This window comes from Streptomyces sp. NPDC046939, assembly GCF_040644575.1.
GTDB lineage: Bacteria > Actinomycetota > Actinomycetes > Streptomycetales > Streptomycetaceae > Streptomyces.
Genome location: NZ_JBEYWV010000051.1, coordinates 20,320 through 39,359, shown reverse-complemented (window position 1 = coordinate 39,359; position 19,040 = coordinate 20,320). Strand labels below are relative to the sequence as shown.

At 70.5% G+C, this 19,040-nt stretch carries 16 protein-coding genes; 6 read left to right on the top strand and 10 right to left on the bottom strand.

Translation table 11 applies throughout. The annotated features are described in order from the left end of the window. The first annotated feature begins 108 nt into the window (after nt 1–108). Complete coding sequence (locus ABZ877_RS37705) at nt 109–468, top strand: DUF397 domain-containing protein (RefSeq protein WP_361080789.1); 360 nt, start codon at nt 109–111, stop codon at nt 466–468. Nucleotides 469–571: 103 nt separating this feature from the next. Beyond that, on the top strand, nt 572–784 hold the full coding sequence (locus ABZ877_RS37700) for a hypothetical protein (RefSeq protein ID WP_361080787.1): 213 nt from the start codon (nt 572–574) through the stop codon (nt 782–784). Between the two features lie 355 nt (nt 785–1,139). Here ABZ877_RS37700 and ABZ877_RS37695 read toward each other — a convergent pair whose 3' ends face one another. The 7 genes from ABZ877_RS37695 to ABZ877_RS37665 form a co-directional block, all read right to left on the bottom strand. Then, nucleotides 1,140–2,351 (bottom strand): hypothetical protein, encoded by a 1,212-nt coding sequence (locus ABZ877_RS37695; protein WP_361080785.1) that lies wholly within the window; start codon nt 2,349–2,351, stop codon nt 1,140–1,142. Nucleotides 2,352–2,663: 312 nt separating this feature from the next. Continuing rightward, nucleotides 2,664–4,118, bottom strand: a complete 1,455-nt coding sequence (locus tag ABZ877_RS37690; protein WP_361080783.1) for a PQQ-binding-like beta-propeller repeat protein — start codon at nt 4,116–4,118, stop codon at nt 2,664–2,666. Nucleotides 4,119–4,219: 101 nt separating this feature from the next. After that, nucleotides 4,220–4,519: a WXG100 family type VII secretion target gene (locus tag ABZ877_RS37685; RefSeq protein WP_361080781.1), complete on the bottom strand. Its 300-nt coding sequence runs from the start codon at nt 4,517–4,519 to the stop codon at nt 4,220–4,222. A gap of 64 nt (nt 4,520–4,583) precedes the next feature. Next, the gene (locus ABZ877_RS37680; RefSeq protein WP_361080779.1) at nt 4,584–4,916 is read right to left on the bottom strand and encodes a WXG100 family type VII secretion target; all 333 of its coding nucleotides are present in this window, start codon (nt 4,914–4,916) and stop codon (nt 4,584–4,586) included. A gap of 123 nt (nt 4,917–5,039) precedes the next feature. Beyond that, on the bottom strand, nt 5,040–6,329 hold the full coding sequence (locus ABZ877_RS37675; RefSeq protein WP_361080777.1) for a S8 family serine peptidase: 1,290 nt from the start codon (nt 6,327–6,329) through the stop codon (nt 5,040–5,042). 25 nt (nt 6,330–6,354) lie between these two features. Continuing rightward, nucleotides 6,355–8,229 (bottom strand): hypothetical protein, encoded by a 1,875-nt coding sequence (locus ABZ877_RS37670; RefSeq protein WP_361080775.1) that lies wholly within the window; start codon nt 8,227–8,229, stop codon nt 6,355–6,357. Continuing rightward, nucleotides 8,229–8,678, bottom strand: a complete 450-nt coding sequence (locus tag ABZ877_RS37665) for a hypothetical protein (RefSeq protein ID WP_361080773.1) — start codon at nt 8,676–8,678, stop codon at nt 8,229–8,231. The genes ABZ877_RS37670 and ABZ877_RS37665 overlap by 1 nt, the downstream gene beginning before the upstream one ends. 675 nt (nt 8,679–9,353) lie before the next feature. Between ABZ877_RS37665 and ABZ877_RS37660 the strand changes: the two genes are divergently transcribed. Further along, a complete protein-coding gene (locus ABZ877_RS37660; RefSeq protein ID WP_361080771.1) occupies nt 9,354–10,064 on the top strand; it encodes a hypothetical protein in 711 nt (236 codons plus the stop codon). Nucleotides 10,065–10,090: 26 nt separating this feature from the next. Here ABZ877_RS37660 and ABZ877_RS37655 read toward each other — a convergent pair whose 3' ends face one another. Genes ABZ877_RS37655 through eccB form a run of 3 tightly spaced genes read right to left on the bottom strand, consistent with a single transcriptional unit; the run spans nt 10,091 to nt 13,575 of the window. Beyond that, entirely contained in the window at nt 10,091–10,699 is a 609-nt protein-coding gene (locus ABZ877_RS37655) for a hypothetical protein (protein ID WP_361080769.1), read from the bottom strand. Beyond that, nucleotides 10,696–11,979 (bottom strand): type VII secretion-associated serine protease mycosin, encoded by a 1,284-nt coding sequence (mycP, locus tag ABZ877_RS37650; protein WP_361080767.1) that lies wholly within the window; start codon nt 11,977–11,979, stop codon nt 10,696–10,698. The genes ABZ877_RS37655 and mycP overlap by 4 nt, the downstream gene beginning before the upstream one ends. A 57-nt stretch (nt 11,980–12,036) precedes the next feature. Then, nucleotides 12,037–13,575, bottom strand: coding sequence for a type VII secretion protein EccB (eccB, locus tag ABZ877_RS37645; RefSeq protein ID WP_361080765.1), 1,539 nt, complete (start codon nt 13,573–13,575; stop codon nt 12,037–12,039). Nucleotides 13,576–13,826: 251 nt separating this feature from the next. Between eccB and eccE the strand changes: the two genes are divergently transcribed. The 3 genes from eccE to ABZ877_RS37630 all read left to right on the top strand — a co-directional run bounded on the left by eccE (nt 13,827) and on the right by ABZ877_RS37630 (nt 18,917). Then, entirely contained in the window at nt 13,827–15,173 is a 1,347-nt protein-coding gene (eccE, locus tag ABZ877_RS37640) for a type VII secretion protein EccE (RefSeq protein WP_361080763.1), read from the top strand. Then, nucleotides 15,173–15,910: a hypothetical protein gene (locus ABZ877_RS37635; protein WP_361080761.1), complete on the top strand. Its 738-nt coding sequence runs from the start codon at nt 15,173–15,175 to the stop codon at nt 15,908–15,910. The genes eccE and ABZ877_RS37635 overlap by 1 nt, the downstream gene beginning before the upstream one ends. 364 nt (nt 15,911–16,274) lie before the next feature. After that, nucleotides 16,275–18,917, top strand: coding sequence for an SCO5717 family growth-regulating ATPase (locus ABZ877_RS37630; RefSeq protein WP_361080759.1), 2,643 nt, complete (start codon nt 16,275–16,277; stop codon nt 18,915–18,917). The last annotated feature ends 123 nt before the right edge of the window (nt 18,918–19,040 follow it).

The window sequence follows — 19,040 nt, the reverse complement described above, 5'->3', positions numbered from 1 at the left end:
TTCGTCCTGCCCACGGGGGTGATCTGCCGGGACTCACGGGTCGGCGGGGACCGCGCCAAGTAGGGTGCTCGCACAGGTACTTCGCACGTCCGGAAGGGGCCGCTCACCATGGCGGATGCACAGGAGCCCACCACTCAGGAGACTCGGCGGACCGAGACCCCCGAGGAGACCAGGGCCCGCAAGGAGCGCGAGAAGGACGAGCTGTACGCGCTCGACATCTCCGACGTGGAGTGGCACAGCGCGCCCGGCACGGAGGACCAGGAGGAGCGCGTCGAGATCGCGTACCTGCCGGAGGGCGCGGTGGCGATGCGGTCGTCCTTGGACCCGGAGACGGTGCTGCGGTACACGGAGGCGGAGTGGACGGCGTTCGTCCTGGGCGCCAGGGACGGGGAGTTCGATTTGGAGCCTACGGTGGCTAATGGGGGGTTGACGGGGGACGAGGGGCGGGGGTCCGAGCAGGGTCAGTGACCCGGGACGTCACCCGGGACGCGTCACGCGGCCATGGCTACGGATCCGAAGACACCGAGCGCTGACCCCCCACGTACTCTGTGGGGCGACGGGGAGGCGGCTGGTGGCTGGCGTGGCCGTCACGGTGCTCCTCCTCGTGACGGCGGTCGTCGTACCGGCGACACTCGCGGGCTCGGTTGACGCGACGTCCTGCTGGCATGTTCCCGCCCCGACCCGGGCGCTCGTCGACGACTCCGCGGCGGCGACCCGGTTCCTCGACCCGATGAACGGCACGAGGCGTATTGCGGTGACGGTGCCTGGGATGTCGGCCGGGTGATCGTCGCGGCCGTGTAGTCGGTCCACAGCAAGCCGCACAGTGAAGCGCAGGCCCGTAGCGCGTATGAGGTGCTCTCCGTGCTGTCCTCCCGCACGGGGACGTTCGCCATGGAGTTGGAGCCCTCGGCGGCGCGCGTGATGGCCGAGTACGTCGTCGACGTGGTCCGGGTGCCGTCCCTCGCCACGCGCAGTTGAACGCCGCGCTCGATGTGCGGGCGCGGGGTGAGCGCGGAGCGGGTGGCACAGGTGTGGGGGTTGGTGGGTGAGCAGTATGTGTGGGTGGCGGTTACGCGGTGGGGTGGGCGGTAGGGGTCAGTGCGGACGCCGCTGATACGGCTGTTGCCGCTGTACCACTGTTAAGGGGTGAACTCTGGCTGGTCCGCACAATGTTCGGCGCGGGCCATCTGGTCCTTCACAAAGGCGCGCAGCAGGCGCTCGCGTAGTTTGTCGTCGATGCCGTGCTTGGCGGCGTCGTGTGCGGTCGTGAGCGAGAAGTTGGCGCGAGTGCCGTCGCAGCGGGTGATCGCGGTCATCGGGTCGCGCACCGCGGAGCTGGAGCCACGGCTGAGGAAACGGGTGCCCCAGTCCCCGTACCAGGCATGCAAGGTGACCGTCTGCGTCTCCGGGTCCGGGCCGGTGAGCGCGCAGGTCGCCGTCATGGACGTGGGCCGGCCCTTCGCGGTCACCGTCCACTGGTCGGCGTGCGGCAGACCCGCGGTCGCCGCCCAGCCGCAGGCGGTCCGTGCGGCGTCGGGTACGGGGACGCTCCGGACGGGCGCCTTGTCGTCGTCGCGGGCGGCCGGATCGGCGAGCGCCGCACGTGCGGCGGCGCCGGTCACCTTCAGCGGGGCGGTGTCACAGCCCAGCCGGCGCGCGGCGGCGTCGGTGAAGGAGGCGGCCGCGCGATAGGCCGCGCCCGGCACGCCGTGCAGGGCGTCGCGGGCCACCGAGACCCGGGTCAGCAGCGCGTCGGGCGCGCCGTCACCGCGGCACGGGACTCGCAGCACGATGTTCTGGAGCCGGTCCACGAACCCGGGCAGTCCGCCGGGCAGCGCCTCGTGATACTCGGTCCCGAACTGCGGGAACGACACGCGCATCTCGCGGTCCTGGTCGTCGGCGCCCGTGTACGCCTCCATGCGCAGCAGGGGCCAGTCGCGGGCGTCGTTCTCGCGGGCTTTCACGGTGAGGGTGCAGGTGTAGCTGCCGAGCCCGGGAATCCGCCGCGCCTTCGACTCCTTCAGGTGCACGTCGTCGGGGGTGAGCTGGTTGACGACCGACTTCGGGACAGCTCCGTCGCAGACGTCGCGGGCGACGAGGTGGTCGCGGACGGTGGGTTCGGCGACGTAAGCGGTGATGCCGAGGAGGGCGGCGGTGAGCGTGGTCCAGAGGGTGATGTGTTTGGTACGGCGCTTCACTTTCGGGTTCCCCGTGCGTCGGTGCGTACTGTTGTGTCGGAACTCGGTCGGTCTGTCGTCGGCGGGGCGAAGGACCGTCAGGGCGGCGACCGTGTTGCCGCTCATGACGAAGAGGCGGTTGCCGTCGGCGGCGCTCCCTTGCTGGTCCGTCAACGGGAGCCTGTACCTCCATACGCGCCTGCCATCGCGCGTCAGCACCATGTTCAGGCTGGCGTACCGCGCTGTCCCCTCTTGTCGTAGCTCTCCAGGGATCAGGCACCCCCGCCAACGCAGAAGCAGCGCTGGTAGGTGTCGGCCGGCCTCATAGCTCCGCTACATCTCGCTCGCGCGCCGCCAGACGCCGCGGATACGGGCGCCCCGTTCTCGTCCGGGGCCCTGCCCGTCCACGGCACGTTGGCGTCGGCCTGTTCAATGCTGCACAGCCGACTGAGGCGGTCGGCGAAAACCACCATCGGATGGCACGGCTCAATCCGCCCTGCCGATTCCGACGGCCATCCATTGCGCGTCGGGCATACGTTCCTCGCCGCTGCCCGTCACCTCGGAGTTACCGAAGAAGACCCTGCCGTTCTCGACCGCGACGGTCATCTTGTTCTGCGCGGATCCGCTCCTGATGTCCGGGGGAAGGGTGAAGCTGAAGTACGGGCGCTCTTTCCCGGTGGCAGGATCCAGCTCGACGAGGCTCATGGGAGCGACCTGGTCGGTCCCCTCTTTGACCGCAAGGATTCGACCGCCGCTCCTACGGATCGGATGGAGCTGCTGATTCGGGCCGGCATCGAACTTCACGCCTGATTTCCCGGTCGACAGGTCGAAGCCGACGAGCCAGTTCGTGTTGTTGCCCAGCGTTTCGCTCGTGGCCCCGCTCAGCACATAGACGGAGGAGTCCATGACGATGGCACCCGTGCAGGTCTCGCTCTCCTCGAGGTCACACTGCACCTGATAATGATCCTTCTCCATCCGGATGGTCGCCCGGTGTTTTCCCCGCTTGTCGAGTGAGAGCAGGTCGGTGACCCGGTCGTCCCCGGCCGCCACCGCCAGAACGGCAGGCTCGCTGGATACGATGTGCACAATGACATAACGAGCGGCGTGGTAAGTCCACACCACGCGACCGGAACGCGGATCCAGCTTCTGCACTCGGTACCTGACGTCTCTGTAATCCGTCCCGGGGTAGCAGCTATAACTGACGGTCAGCGCCCTTCCTCCCTGGACCTGGGCGTCGCTGCACTGGTCCGTCGATCCTCGTTCCCAAAGAATGTGCCCGGATCGCATGTCCACGCCGGCTGTGCCCTGCCACCATGTCGCGACGACGACGCCTCGTGTCATGGTGATTCGGGTCGGTTCGGCGATAGAAGCCGCCTGCCACGGGATGACGCGGTCCCACAGCCTCTCCCCGGTGTCGAGCCTGAACATCATCAGGTGGTCGCAGGCATCGGGATCCTTGTTCGTTCCACCTTTGTACGCAACAGCCGTACGGCCGTCGACGGTCACGTACGGCGCGGCCGCGCAGATCGGCCCCGGCAGGTGCTTCGTCCAGGCATCTTCTTCCGCCGTGCCGATCTTCACGGCAGCGAGAGAGGCGCCATTCCCTTTCACCAGTACCTTGTCGGTCGCCCACGTACCAGGAGTGGGCTGCGCCTTCCCGGGTGCGACACCGCGCGCCATCATCGTGGCTTCGAGATGCCCCACGCCCCCCTTTGGACGCGCCTCGACGCTCTCCCGGATGTCGTCCGGGGCCGGTGCGGGACTGGACTTCTTCAACTCCGTCGAAGAGTCCGACGCGTCGGGCCAGAAAACCCAGCCGCCGAAGAGCAGTACCGCAACGGCCACGAAACACGCGACCAGTGCATAAGAGCGGTGCCGACTCCGGCTCCGCGCCTGCTGCCGCGACTGCGTGAACTCGGAGGGCGGCGGCCCGAACGTCATGGCAGTCTGTACCTTTCTCGACCGTCGGCCGACTCATCGAACACAAGAGAAGGTGGGCGCCTCCCGCGCGCGCCCACCTGAGTCTCTTTACCGCGGTGCTGCTACTGGAAGTAGCTGGCCGCCTTCTTGTCGCCGTCCATGTACGTGCCGCCGGACGTGCCGACCACGTGGCCGATGCTCTTCAGCGCCGCGTGGATGTCGCCGGCTTCCTTGTCCCACTTCTGCAGCCTGGTGCCGAAGGAACCCTGGGCCTCGCCCGCCCAGTACTCCTGGCTCTTCACCACGAGCTGCCTGAGCTCATGCAGGTCGGCCTCGAGCGTCTTCGCCTCGTTGCCGATCTGAGTCGCCGCCTCGTCGAGCCCGTCGTACGTGACGAGCAGGCCGTCGCTGTTGCTGACCATCTGTGTTACCTCGCTGAATCCTGTGTGTGGTCCGACTACTGATGCGTTGTGCCGCGCTGACGACTCAGTAGGTGCTCAGCGAAGAGGCACCGTCCGTGGTCGAGATCCTGGCCACCGAGGCACGCACGTCGTCTTCGGTGCTGTCCTTGATGTTGCGCGTCTTGTTCATCGAGTCGATGACATCGGCGAGGATCTTGCCGATGTTCTGCAGAGAGGTGTTGATCTCCATCTGCTTCTTGTCGAACTCGACGCGGCCGATGCCCTGCCACTTGCCCTCAAGAGCGTCGATGACGCCCTGCAGCTTGTGCACACGCTGCCGGATGCTGTCGTACTTCTCCGACATCTGCTTCTCGAGCTTGATTACTTGCTGATCTTCGAGCTTCTGCTGCCCGGCCATGGCGCTCCTGCCTTTCCTTAGGTTTGCCCCTGGTTCCAACTGTTTTGGTTCATGCCCGCTCGGGGCCGAACCGCTCCCCCGTGGCCCGCCCAAGCAGCGCAGGAATACCCACGGTTGAAAGTCTCACTGGCTACGACGCGCCCGCATCACAGCGAATCCCCCGCCCCCGACCACGATCACCGCGGCGACGGCGCCGAGCACAATCCACAGCGTGTTGCTGTCATTTGACGACGGCTTCGCCTCTGATCCTGCCGCTTCGGCGGGGACTTCTGAAGCGTTCCGCGTGGGCTGTGACGAGTCTGATGCAGAAGCGGAGGGGGTCGTGTCCGCGCCCGAACCGGCCTCTGTCGTCGTCTTCTCGTTGGTGATCGGGTCCACGTCCGCGGGCCCCGGATCGCCCTCGCCGTGCAACAGGTTGCGTGCCGGCCGCACCAGGCCGTAGCCGAGGTAGGCGCTCGGTCGATCCTTCGGCCAACTGCGGCCGGCCGTGTCCTTCAGCACGCGGAGGACCTGGTTGGCCGTCCAGTCGGGGTGCGCGGACCAGATGAGCGCCGCCGCGCCGGAGGCGATGGCGGCCGCGGCACTGGTTCCTTGGGCTCCGCCGCAGTAGGAGGTCAGCGTCGCGTCGCACCAGTGGGGGATGTTCAAGCCGGGTGCGGCCAGGTCGACGTACCTGCCGTGCGAAGAGAACTTGCCCACCTTCCCCGTGTCGTCGGCGGCGGCCACGCCTACGACCCCGTCGTAAGCGGCCGGGTACTCGACCCGGTTCCTCTCCTCCGCATTGTTTCCGACGGACGCGAACATCAGCTTGCCCTTGGAATGGGCGTACTTGATCGCGGATGCCAAATCCGGATTCACCAGAGGATCGCCCAGCGACATGTTGATGATTTTCGCGTCGGTGTCAGCCGCGGCCCGCACGGCATCTTCGGGGTCGGGGGTCCTCGCTTGTTCGCTCTTGTCCTTCAGTTCGCTCAGCAAGACACGGTAGGGCACGATCTTCGCACCAGGAGCGAGGCCCTTGATCCCCCCACCGGACCCGGTACCGGCGATCAATTCGGCGATGGTCGTTCCGTGGCCGTCATAATCCTTGGTCGCGTGGTAGGCGACGCTCTTGGGCGTCTCGCCGGCGAGCACCTGACCCTTGAGCGAGGAGGTGCTGTCACTCACTCCGGAGTCGATGACAGCGACCTTGACGCCCTTGCCCGTACTGACCTTCCAGATGGCCTTCGCGTCCATGGCGTCCAGGAACCACTCCTGCGACTGGACGTCGTCGTCGGCCAGGGCGGCCGGGGCGATGCCGACGGACGTGCCGACCACGGCACCCAGCGCGGCGGCCGTCACCGCCACGCGCATGGTGACGCGCCGCGGCACGGACGCGTTCTGGCCGACTCGACGGCCGATCCCTGGCTTCATGCTGCTGTACGTCCTCGTTCGGGAGTTAGTCGATCACCGGCGGCACGTCGCGCCGCGGCTTCTGCGGGAGGTGCGTGGCTTCGTCCTCGACGACGTAGTCGGGACGCTCGGCGCCTTCCTGGTCGTCCTTGTCCTCGTTCCGTCGCGAAGAGGGACCGCGTACCAGTCCTTGCCCGCCCGAAGTGAAGCCGTTTCGACCGGCACGCGCCGTGGAGGACTGTCCGGTCGGGCGGCCGGTCACCGCCTCCGAGGCACCTTGGATCTTCCGGCCCGCCCCTGTGGAGCGACCCGCCGAGTCGGTGCCGGGGGCGCCCATGACGCCGCGCTGACCGATACGGCCGGCCGTCCCGCGCGAGTTGCCGGGGGCCCCGTCGCCCATCACGGTGCCGCGGGGCACCCGCGAACCGTTCTGTGTCGTGCCCTTCGACGTGCTGGGACGGCCACCGACCACACCGTTCGACCGGCCCGCTCCCGTGGTGCCCGGGCCCGAGGTACGACCGGACTTCGCGTCGTTCGGCCGCGCGGTTCCGCCCGTGACGCCACGACTCGTGGTGCTCGGCCGCCCGCCTTGCGTGGTCTCGCGCGAGGCACCCGGCATGCCTCCACGCGAAGTGCCTTGCTGTCCCGGGCCGCTCGGGCGGCTCGTCATCGGGTTGCTCGTGGTGCTGCGTGCCGGGTTCGGGCGTGAGGTTGCCGGCTGCGAGGTCGAAGGTCGGGCCTGGGGGGCCAGCGGACCCTTGGTGCCGCCTCCGCCGTACCTGCTCGTGCCCTGCACGGGGCCGGTGTAACCGGTCGGCATCGGCACCGGCGGGCCGCCCGTGGTGGGCGTCGGACCGGTCACCGGCGCCTGGGGGCTGGGGGCTGACGTCGTGGGAGGCGGGAGGGTGCCGACGCTGTCGATCTCCGTACCGACGGGTCGGTCGATGTTCGTGTCGCCGGGCCGGTCGAGATTCGTGTCGACGGGGCGGTCGAGATTCGTGTCGACGGGGCGGTCGGGCATGGTGATCGTGTCGTGCACCAACGGCGGCGCCGTGGTGTGCGAGCCGGTGGGACCTGGTGTCTCCTGGGCCACGTGACGCTCCGAGGCCGCCGGAACTTCCGCCGCCTGCCTCGTGGACCCCGTCTCCGTCCCGCTCTCCCCGCCGAAGCGCTTCAAGTCACGCGCAGGCCTCGGCACGCCCACATTCGGCATCGCCTCGAACTTCGGGGGCGTCAACCCGCCCAGCGACTCCGCCGAGACGGAGTAGAAAGACGCCAACCGGTTCATCTGGTTGATCGCCTCTTGCCGATGCTTCTCGACCTTGACGGCCTCGTCGTACTCGGGGTTCCCCTCGGTCCGCTTCTCCACCGGGAGCTTGTCCGGCTTCAGCGCCTTGTCCGCCGGACGGGTGTCCCGGGGCGGCAGGGAACTCTTGACCGAGGCGAGGCCGCTGGCCGCGGCAGCGATCTCCACGCCGGCGCTCTGCACGTAGGTGCTCAGGGCATCGGTGTGGCCGGCGAGTGTCGTGCCCCACTTCTCGAAGGCGGTGCCCGCCTCGCCCTGGAAGTCCTCACTGGCGTGCTTGATGTTGGCGCGCAGTTCGGTGGCGGCGTCGGCCATCGCCTTGCTCGCCTTGAAGAGCGCCGAGCCCGCGTGCTCGAGGTCGCTCGGCTTGGTGCCCTCGACCAGGTCGAGCATGGCGTTGAGGACGTGGTCCTCGAAGCTCGTGCTGCCGGGCTTGATGTTCAGGTCTTTGGCGAGATCGTCCGAGACCGAGAACGCATGGCCCGGTCCGAGGCCGAAGACGTCGTGCACCACGGACACGACGCTCTGGACGCCGTCCGTCAGCGCTACCTGGTTGGCGACCTGCTCCTGAGGGGTCGGCGGCGTCTCCGGGGTCTTCCCGTCGTCCTTGCCCATTACTTGTACAGGCCCCCCTTGGACTGCTGCTCCGTGCCGAGCTTCTTGTCGTCGGACTGGCGGTGCTCACTGTCGATCCTGGTCTGGATCTCCCAGAAGCGGCGCCGCTGTTCCTCCTCGAGGTTGGCGAAGCCGACCTCCGCGCCGTGCGAGGCGATGCTCATCGCCTCGATCTGCATGCCCAGCATCTTGGAGAGGGACGTGATGCGGCTGTGCACCTGCTCGTACGTGAGGTGCAGGGCGTCCGCCTCGACGAACGGCTGGGCTCCGCTGGAGATCGCGGCCCGGCTGATGCTGTGGTCGCCGATCTTGGCCGAACTGCCGGGTGAACCCTCGAACTCCCGAAGGATCTTGTCCACCCGCTGCTTGAAGGTCGTAAGCACCTCGGAGCCGACCTTCAGGTCGGCTGCCGCTGCCGCCGAAACACCCCCGCCTTCCGCCGGAATCACGACGTACCCTCCCCGTTTCCCCGTAGAGCCGTCCGGCCGAACTCACCGGATTGCCCGTCATACGATCGCAAAGCAAGTCCCGTCCTACAACGCACTTACCACTGTAGTCACCCGGTACATCTACTCCAACCGAGCCTTGCATTAACTCCGTCACGAGACTGCATCAGGCGGAGCGAATCGCCCCATTTCGCCTTGGCCGGTGACAACGCCTTTGCGCGCGAGCCGAGTTGGCACGGAGGGGTCAGCTCCGTGCCGTGCGGGTCTCTCGTCCGCCCGGCCGACGCGGTTGATCTTACCGACGTCGACCGTCAGGGTGCGGCGCGCGGTGGTGCCGGCCTTGTCGGGCAGGTTCTCGGGGCAGGTGACGTCGGACGTCGGTCGGCCCGACAGAGTGCGGTGACGGGGAGGCGGGAAGCTTGGTCATGGCGGTTCCCTTCCGGGCATTACGTGGGGGGTGCCGCGAGCGGCTTTCCGGTCGGGTCAGGATAGGGGCGCCGGTCGGCGTTATCGGCCGGGCTTCGCGCGGTGAAACGGTCATTCCGCTTCTCTTCATGGACCCTTCGCGTGCTTTTCCCGGCAAGCGCAGACGATCTTCACGGTTTCGCCTCCGTGTACACCACACACTCCTCCTGCTTCCCGGCTCAGCACATCAGGCGTCCGCAATAATCTCCATCCATGGTTGAGATCCTCGTGCCCGTCCTTTTGTTCGCGTTCGTCGTCGGCATGTTCACGCTGGTCATCAGGGCGTTCGTACGCAGCGGCCAGGAGGACAAGCGGATCCGCCGGGGCTGGGAGGAGCTCGCCACGGTCGCCGCGGAGCGCGGGTGGACGCATGAGCGGCGGGCACCCGGGCGGGCCACCGAGTTCTGCGGCGTGGGCCCCATGCCGGGCAGCGGGGACAACCTGACCGCGTGGCACTACATCACCGGTGAGTTCCGCGGCCGCGCCTTCAAGTGCTTCGAGTACCGGTACTCCAACCCGCTGTCGGGCAGCGGCCAGGCCGGGGAGAGCAAGAAGCTCACGTTCGAGTCGGTCTTTCTCGTCTCCGCGCCCGGAACAGGGCCGTTCCTTCAGGTCGGGAAGGTCGGCAAGTTCGACACCGTGATGGGGCGCGGGCCCCGCACGCTGCTCGGTGTGCCGGAGTTCGACGACGTCTTCCGCGTCGACACCGAGGACGAGGCGTTCGCCCGCGTCATCCTCGACGACGACGTGCGCGGCTTTCTGCTGACGGACGAGCGGGCCCGCGCCAACCCGCTGCGTGTGCGCCACGACGAACTCTTCACCTGGTACACCGGCACGCTGGCGCCGCGGGCGCTCGATGACCGGCTGAACTATCTGTGCGACGTTCTTGATCGAGTTCCGGCGCAGGCGTGGGCCTCCGCCTGATCCATCCGGGTCGGACGACGTGTGCGTCAGCAGGCCCCGCCCCGCGCCCGCACCGTCAACCGGTACGCCAACTCCCGGTACCCCGTGCTGCTTTCGCCGCCCGTCAGGCCCGGTGGCGTGTAGTCGTGGGTCTTCCAGCGGGACTTCTCCACGTGGACGCAGAAGGCCCGGTCCGTGCCGTCCGCCGAGACCGTGAAATCGCCGTCGGCGTCGGGGTCCCCGGAGAGCGGTGACGCGTTCACGCCGGTCTGTGGGGCGCCGCCGCCCCCGTGGCGTACGACCCGTTCCTCGATGAGTGCGGCGTAGTCGTCGAAGTAGGGGGTGTCGTGGGTGAGGGAGGACTCGCGGTACCAGTAGCCGTCCAGGTCGTCGGCGGTCTGCCGTACGGCGCTGGTCAGCTCGTCGTCGCTCCACTCGTTGTCGTGCGCCGCCGCCAGGCCCCGCGCGCCCTGCCAGACGCAGAGCGCGGCCATCACCAGGAGTACCGTGCGCGCGGCCACGAAGGCCGATGCGGGGAGGTCGCCGCCCGACGGGTGGGTGCGGCGGCGGACCGAGCGGACCCGGTCCGCCTTGACGCACACCATCGCCACGAGCACGGCCGCCAGGACGAACAGCGCGACCGACAGTCCCGTCACGCGCCGCGCCCCATCCGCGTACGCCTGCGGCGCGCGTCCCGTACCGCCACCGCGGCGCCCGCCAGCGCGACGACCGTCACGATCGCGCCGACCGCCGCGTAGGTGGCGAGGCGGGCGTTGCGTTCGTCGGCGGTCTCGCCGAAGTGGACGGGGGCCTGGTCCGGCGGGTCGACGCTGATGACGGGCCGGTCGGGGCGCGGGGACTCGATGGGGTTCTTCGGGTCGGCGATCTCGGTGACGGCCCTGACCGGGTCGACGACGCCCCAGCCGACGCGGTTGTCGTGGCCGGGGATCGAGCGCTCGGCCGTCTCCTCGATCTGGGCGACGATCTGCTGCGCCGTCCAGTCCTTGTGGTGCTGCTTGAGGAGCGCGGCGACGCCCGCCACGTAGGGGGCCGAGAAGCTCGTGCCGTTGTCGGAGCAGTGGCCGCCCTTGGGGACGGTGGAGATCATGTCGACGCCCGGGGCCGCCACGCCGACGAAGGCGCCGGACTGCGAGAAGGGGGCCCGCTCGTTGTTGCGGTCCGAGGCCGCCACCGCGAGGACGCCCTTGTACGAGGCCGGGTACGTCTCCTTCTGGTTGCCGCCGAGGCCGTCGTTGCCGGCGGAGGCGACCACGACGACCTTCTTCTGCAGGGCGTGCTGGACGGCGAGCGCCAGTGCGGAGTTGGCGGACAGCGCCTTCTCCGTGTCCTGGGAGATGTTGATGACGTCGGCGTGCGCCTGGTCCACCGCGTAGGTGATCGCTTCCGCCAGGTCGCTGGACGTGCCGTGGCCCTCCGCGTCGTTCTGCTTGATGGGGATGATCTCGGCGTCCGGGGCCAGGCCCACGAAACCCGTCGTCTTCTCCGACTTGCGGGCGGCGATGATGCCCGCCACGCGCGTGCCGTGGCCGACGGTGTCCGTGGTGCCGTGCGCGTTGCCCCGGTCCGCGATCTTCTCGCCCTTGTCGTCCTTCGGCGGGAGGAAGTTCCTGCCCGCCTTGACGTCCACCGCGGCCTTGAGCTGCGGGTGGCTCGGGTCGACGCCGGTGTCGATCACCGCCACGCGTACGCCCTTGCCGGTCGCGGTCTCCCACAGCTCGTCGAGGTTGACGCGCTGGAGCGACCAGGGCCGCCCCTTGTACTCCTTGCCGCCGAAGGTGCACTCGCCGCTGTCCGCGACGGCGGGCGCCGCCGGGAGGGCGAGCACCGAGACGGAGGCCGTCAGCGCCGTGGCCGCGAGCAGTGCGGCCGGTCGCCGCAGGATCCGCCCCACGGCACCCCCCACGGCACCACCCATGTTGCCCCCCATGTCACCCCTGTCCGTTCTCAGCGTCGGTCGCATCGGTCGCATCGGTCACGAACCCTGCGGCTGGCCCGCGTCGGGCTTCGACAGGCGCGGGCCGGTCGGCAGGAACGTGGACCAGGTCATCGGGATCGGCCGCGCCGTCACCTGGTCGTAGCCGAGCAGCTTCTGCGTCACCTTGGTCTCGTTCGCCAGTTCTTTGCGCTCCTTGGCGGTGAGGCCGACGCTGTCGTCCTTGCTGATGCTGTCGCCGTTGGACTGGAGCGCGTAGCGCAGGCCGGTGTCGGTGACGAGGAAGATCTGGCCCGCTTTCGTCGCCGTGCCCTGGATCTGCCGGAAGACCTGGCCGGAGCCCGGGGTGACGTACGCGCTGGAGGAGCCGGTCGGCAGGTCGGCGGGGAAGTCGGTGCCGGACCAGGTGGTCAGGGTGGTGCCGTCGGCGCCGCCGACGTCCCGCAGGACGTTGCAGACGGTGTTGCGGCCGCTGGTCGCGCTGGTGCCGTCGTTGACGGTGGCGGGCTTGTACGTGGGCCACTTCGCGCTCTCGGCGTCGTACGGCACGCTGTTCGGGACGGCGGCCGGGTTCACCTGCTGCGCCTCGGCGTCCCGGTTGACGTCGACGAGCTGCGGGCTGTTGAGCAGCAGGCGGGAGGTGAACTCGGAGATGCGGGCGACCTTGCCCTGGAGCACCACGTAGTACTGCGTCTTCGTGCCGTCGAGCGACTTGAGGACGGTGCCGACCTTGTCGTACGCGGCGTTGCCGCTGCCCACGACGGCGTTGGCGGTGCGGCCGGGGCCGTCGATCTGCGGGATGGCGATCGGGTCGCCCTGGTGCAGCGTCTTCAGCCACTCGGAGGAGACGCGCTGCGGGGCGCGGCTCTGGGTGTCGAGCGCGGTGAGCACGCCTTCCTGGGCGGGGTCGGCGATCGGGTAGGCGGTGCCCTTCGCGTCGACGACGTACTGCTTCTTCGTGGCCGAGTCGGCCACGTACATGAGGTCGCCGCCGCGCAACTGGCTGCCGGACTTCGTCCTTGTCGTCTTGTCCCAGTCCTTCTTCGCGAAGACGAACGCGGCCTTCTGTATGGCCCGTCCGCCGTCGCTGGGCCGCTCGCAGACCATCCAGCGCTTGACGGCCTCCGCCTCCTTGGCGCTGGGGAGGCGGTCGGGGGCGTAGGGGATGCCGAGGGTGGCGCCGTGCGGGATCTTGCCGTTGTCGAGGACGCCCTCGTCGACGGTGACGACCTTGTCCGTGTAGTCCTTGAGGAGGAGCTTGGCCGACGCCATGTTGAGCACGGGGTGGAGCTGCTTCTGGTCGCCCGTCTTGAGGACGACGTAGCGGGTCGTGGAGTCGCTCGCGACGATGACGTTCGTCGCCGTCTTGTCCCAGTCCTTCGGCGCGGTGGGCTTGAACAGGCCGATGCCGCCGAAGACCGCGAGGATCACCACTCCCATGATGGTGCCGGGCAGTACCGCCCGCAGCGGCCTGGGCGCCCCCTCCTCCGAGCCAGACGGTGAGGGCTGCACGAAGGCCGCGAGAGTGCGGCGCTTCGCGAAGGTGTAGGCGTTGAGTTCGTCCCGCCGTGATGCCATCTGTGTCCGCTCTCTCCCCGTGCGGAGCCATGGGGGCAGCTTCCCCCCGTCTTCGACCGGCTGACGGCCGGGGCGTGCGCGGCGGTGATCGCCGGTGCCCCCGAGGCTGTCAGACCCGGCCCCTACTATGCCTGTTGCGACGTTGTGCATGTGGCACGGGTAGGGTGCTGAGGCCTTCCAGGCAGGCGTGTGGAGCCGTCCGGGAGAGCTCGGCGCACGGCATTTCGGGAGAGTTCGGGGGGTTTGGAGTGATGGCTTCCGCAACGCGGGCTCGATCACGGTCGCAATCGAGGTCACGATCGAGTGAGCGTTCCGCGCAGAGTCCCCCGTCGTCTTCACAGATGCCTCACACATCTCCCGCGAGAGCGGCGGTCACCCCGCACCTGAAGTCGCGCTCCGGCCGCGGTGGATCGTTCGCCGCGCAGCGGCTCGTGATGATCGAGCTGGCCGCCGCGCTCGTCCTGTGCGGCTGGGTCGCCGGGACGGTCGCGCTGATCGCGTGCGGCACCGTCGCCGCGATCCTGTTCCTTCTCGCGCTCGTACGCCGCCGGGGGCGCTCCCTGCCGGAGTGGCTCGGCACCGTGCTGGCGATGCGCGCCAGGAAGCGCGGCGCGGCGAGCACCCCGGTGCCGCCGGGGACCGAGCCGGGGCTCGCGCCCGCCGTCGAGTGCGACCCGAGCCTGCGCACGTACAGCCACAACCGCGGGGACGACCGGGACCAGCGGCCGGTCGGCATGGTCGGGGACGGCGGCTTCCTGACCGCCGTGCTCCAGGTCGAGTCCGACGCCACCGCACTGCGCGCCGAGCGCAGCCGCAGACCGCTCCCGGTCGGCCTGGTGCGGGACGCCCTCGAAGTGGACGGCATCGCCCTGGAGTCGGCGCAGATCGTGCTGCACACGCAGCCCGCGCCCGCGCTGCACCTGCCGCAGCAGTCGGTGGCGGTGAGCAACTACGCGCCGTTGCAGGCGCAGACCGGGTCGCCCGCGGTGCGGATCACCTGGATCGCGCTCAAGCTCGATCCGGAGCTGTGCCCGGAGGCCGTGGCCGCGCGCGGCGGTGGCGTGGTGGGCGCGCAGAAGTGCCTCGCGCGCGTGGCCGAGCACCTGTCGAGCCGGCTGACCGGCGCCGGGTTCCGGGCCAGCCTGCTCACCGAGGAGGAGCTGATCTCCGCCGTCGCCACCTCCGCGTGCGCCAACCCGATGGTGACCGCGCAGGCCGGGCGCAGCGAGACGCCGCAGCGGCGCACCGAGGAGTCCGGCCGGAGCTGGCGCTGCGACAACCGCAGGCACACCACGTACTGGGTGCGGCGCTGGCCCCAGCTCGGCGCGGGCGGGACGACGCTGCCGCAGCTCGTCGCCCAGCTGACGGCGGTGCCCGCGCTCGCCACCACGTTCAGCCTGACCCTGGCCAAGGGCGACCAGCAGGACGTCACCGTGGCCGGGCACATGCGGATCACGGGGCGCAGCGACAGTGAGCTGACCACCGCCCGGCGCGATCTGGAGCAGGCCGCGCGCCAGGCGCGCACGGGGCTCGTCCGCCTCGACCGTGAGCAACTGCCCGGCGTCCTCGCCACCCTGCCGCTCGGAGGTGCCCGCTGATGGCCACGACCAGCCAGACCCCCGCCCTCGGCGAGCGGCTGCGGGCCGGGTTCGGCCTGCTCGGGCCGCGCCACCGGCGCCACGCCCTCTCCCCCGAGCAACTCGACACGCTCGCCCTGCCGATCGGGGACGACGGCGTGGTCGTCGGCGTGGACGCCGAGGGGCAGCCCGCGGTGATGGGCATCAACCGCCCGACGCCGTACGACATCGTGCTCATCGGCGGTCTGTGGACGGCGCAGGTGCTCGCGCTGCGGGCGGCGGCGACGGGCGCGCGCGTGGCCGTGGAGACGGGCCGCGCGCAGCAGTGGGCGCAGCTCGTGCAGGCGGTCGGCGGCGGCCAGTCGGGCATGACGGTGCACGACGTGGGGCGCGTTCCGCCGCAGGGCGCCTCGGCCGGCGGCCCCGTCCTCGTCATCCGGGACTGCGGCATGCGGCCCCCGCGCGGGCGGGTGGCCTCCGCGCCCTGGCAGTCCGTGCTGACGCTCCTCCCGTACCTGAGCCCGGTCGCGCCGCGGCTGATGCGCCAGGCACGGCTCGTGGGCGTGCAGCGGGTCTCGCCCGACGAGGCGACGGAGATCGGCCGCGTCCTGGGGCTGCCGCGCGCCGAGTACGAGTCGCTGCCGACGCTCGCCGACGGGGTGACCCTGTGGTGCACCGACCGCGACCGCCAGTACGTGATGACGCAGGCGACGGACGCCGAGACCGGATTGTTGGGAACGGCACGACGCATGGACTGACGCGTGCGGGCGCGTCGCCGGTGGTCCGGGGACGCGGGCGCACGCCCGGTCAACTATGGGCCCCTTTACGCACGATCCGGACATTTGACGACGCTGGACGGTGCTTGTTCGTCACGTTTTGGTGTACGTCCGCCGCGCGCGTGGTCGGCCCCGGGCCGTCCGTGCCGCGGTGGACATCGGCGCCGGGGCGGACGGGCCTGCCGTGCACGTGGTTTTCGTGATTAGGCTGGGGCAGGACGTGTTGTGAGTACTCGTGTGCGGGTGCCGCGGGCGTCAGGGGGCCAGGGGGTCAGCCCGGCGGATCGATCAGGAACGGTCGGCCCCCAGCACGGCACGAGGGTGCTCGACCACACCAGGAGGCATTGTGAACAGCGATCGGGACGGAATCCGCGGGGGCTGGGATTCACCCGTCGATGAGTCCGACGCGGAGTCCAGTGTCGAGATGACGGGCGAGTTCACCATCGACTACGCCCCTCCGGCCTGGTACACGCAGAACGCGTCGGCGAACGCTGCGCCCGAACCGGCGACCCCGCCGGTGCCGCCCGCGACCCCGCCGGTACCGCCCGCCGCCGCGCCGGTTCCCACGCCCCCGCCCCCGTCGGCAGCGCCTGTCGCGCCCGAGGCGGGTGCGGGCGCCGGTGATCTGGAGTCCGGCGCGACCATGAAGTTCTCCGCGGCCTCCCTCAAGCGGGAGTTCGAGGAGCTGGCCGCTCTCGGTGAGCAGCAGGCCGCCGCGGAGACGCCGGGTACGCAGGCGCCGAGCGCGCCCGCCCCCGAGGCCGCTGCAGAGCCGAACGCCGGCGCCGAGGAGACGCCGCAGCCCGCTCCGGAGACCGCCGAGGCCGCGCAGTCCGCACAGTCGGCCGGTCAGGACGCGGAGGAGGCGGCGCAGGAGCCGGACGAATCCGCCGCCCCGGAAGCCGCCTCCGCGACCCCGGACGCCACGCCCGACGCCGCTGCCGACAGCAGCGAGGCCGCCCCGGGCGACCAGGACGACGACAGCTCCGAGCCCGCCGCCGCCCAGGCCCCGGACCCGGCCCCAGCGACCACGCCCGAAGCCGCCCCCGCCGCCGGACCGGACGCCCCGAGCGCTCCCGGCACGCCGGGTGCGGCCTGGACTCCCCCGCCCGCCCCGGACGGTGGTGTGCCGCCGCTGCCGCCCGCGTTCCAGCCCGCCGCGCCGCCCGCCGCGCCGCAGTGGACCGACCCGGCGGCCCCAGCCCCGGCCCCGGCCCCGCAGCCCGGTTGGCCCGCACAGCCCACCGCCGCGGCGCCCGGCCCGACCGTGCCCCCGCAGGCGCAGCCGCCTCAGCCCCAGCCGCAGCCCGGCTACGGCTTCCCCCAGCCGCACCCGCAGGCCCAGCCCGGCGTCCAGCCGCAGCCGCCCTTCCAGGGCCAGCCCGCGCCCAACGCCCCGGTCCCGCAGCCGGGTTACGGCTTCCCGCAGCCTCCCGCCCAGCCCGGAGCGCAGCCCCAGCCGCAGCCCCCGGTCCAGGGCCAGCCGCCCGCCCCGCAACCCGGCTACGGCTTCCCGCAGCCGCACCCGCAGCCCCAGCCTGGAGCCCAGCCGCAGCCGCAGCCGCAGCCGCCCGCGCAGGGCCAGCTGCAACCCGGCTACGGCTTCCCCCAGCAGCCCGGCGCCCAGCCCCCGTACGGCGCCCCGCAGCCCCCCGCCGCCACCGATCCGCGTACGGGTGCCGCCTGGCCGCAGCCCGTCCAGCGGCAGCCGACCAACGTCGGTGGCGCGCCGCTGGGTTACACGGCGGCCGTCGAGCTGTCGGCCGACCGGCTGCTCAACAACAAGAAGCAGAAGGCGAAGAGCAGCCGCCCCGGTGGTGGCAACACGCGCTTCAAGCTCGGCGGCAAGAAGGAGGAGGCGGAGCGGCAGCGCAAGCTGGAGCTGATCCGTACGCCGGTCCTGTCCTGCTACCGGATCGCCGTGATCAGCCTCAAGGGCGGTGTCGGCAAGACGACCACGACGACGGCGCTCGGCGCGACGCTCGCGACCGAGCGGCAGGACAAGATCCTCGCGATCGACGCCAACCCGGACGCGGGCACGCTCGGCCGCCGTGTGCGGCGCGAGACCGGCGCGACCATCCGTGATCTGGTGCAGTCGATCCCGCACCTGCACTCGTACATGGACATCCGGCGGTTCACCTCGCAGGCGCCGTCCGGCCTGGAGATCATCGCGAACGACGTGGACCCGGCGGTCTCGACGACGTTCAACGACGAGGACTACCGCAGCGCCATCGACGTGCTCGGCAAGCAGTACCCGATCATCCTGACCGACTCGGGTACGGGCCTGCTGTACTCGGCGATGCGCGGTGTGCTCGACCTCGCCGACCAGTTGATCATCATCTCGACGCCGTCGGTGGACGGTGCGAGCAGCGCCAGCACGACGCTGGACTGGCTCTCCGCGCACGGCTACGCCGACCTGGTCTCGCGCTCGATCACGGTCATCTCCGGGGTCCGCGAGACCGGCAAGATGATCAAGGTGGAGGACATCGTCAGCCACTTCGAGACGCGGTGCCGCGGCGTCGTCGTGGTCCCGTTCGACGAGCACCTGGCGGCGGGCGCGGAGGTCGACCTCGACATGATGCGGCCGAAGGTGCGGGAGGCGTACTTCAACCTCTCCGCGATGGTCGCCGAGGACTTCGCCCGCGCCCAGCAGCAGCAGGGCCTGTGGACCTCGGACGGCAACCCGCCGCCCACCATGGCCCCGCCGATGCCGGGCGGCCAGCAGCCGTACCCGGGCCAGCCGCAGCAGCCCTACCCGCCGCAGGGGGCGCCCGCCCAGCAGCCGTACCCGGGGCAGCAGCCGCCCGCGCCGTACCCGCCGCAGGGCGCCCCGGGCCAGCCGCCGCAGGGGCAGCCGCAGCAGCCGGGTCCGCAGCCGGGCTGGCAGCAGGCCCCGCCGCCTCCGCAGCAGGCGCAGCAGCCGGGTCAGCAGCCTCCGCAGCAGCCCGGCCCGCCGCCGAACTGGCAGCAGCAGCCCCCGCAGCAGTAGGACGACGCCCGTAGCACGACTCCCGAAAGGCCCGCACCTCGGACGGTGCGGGCCTTTCTCGTGCGGGAATACGGAAAGGGGCGGCCACCTGGGCGCCATTCCGTGGCCTGCACAGCGTCACAG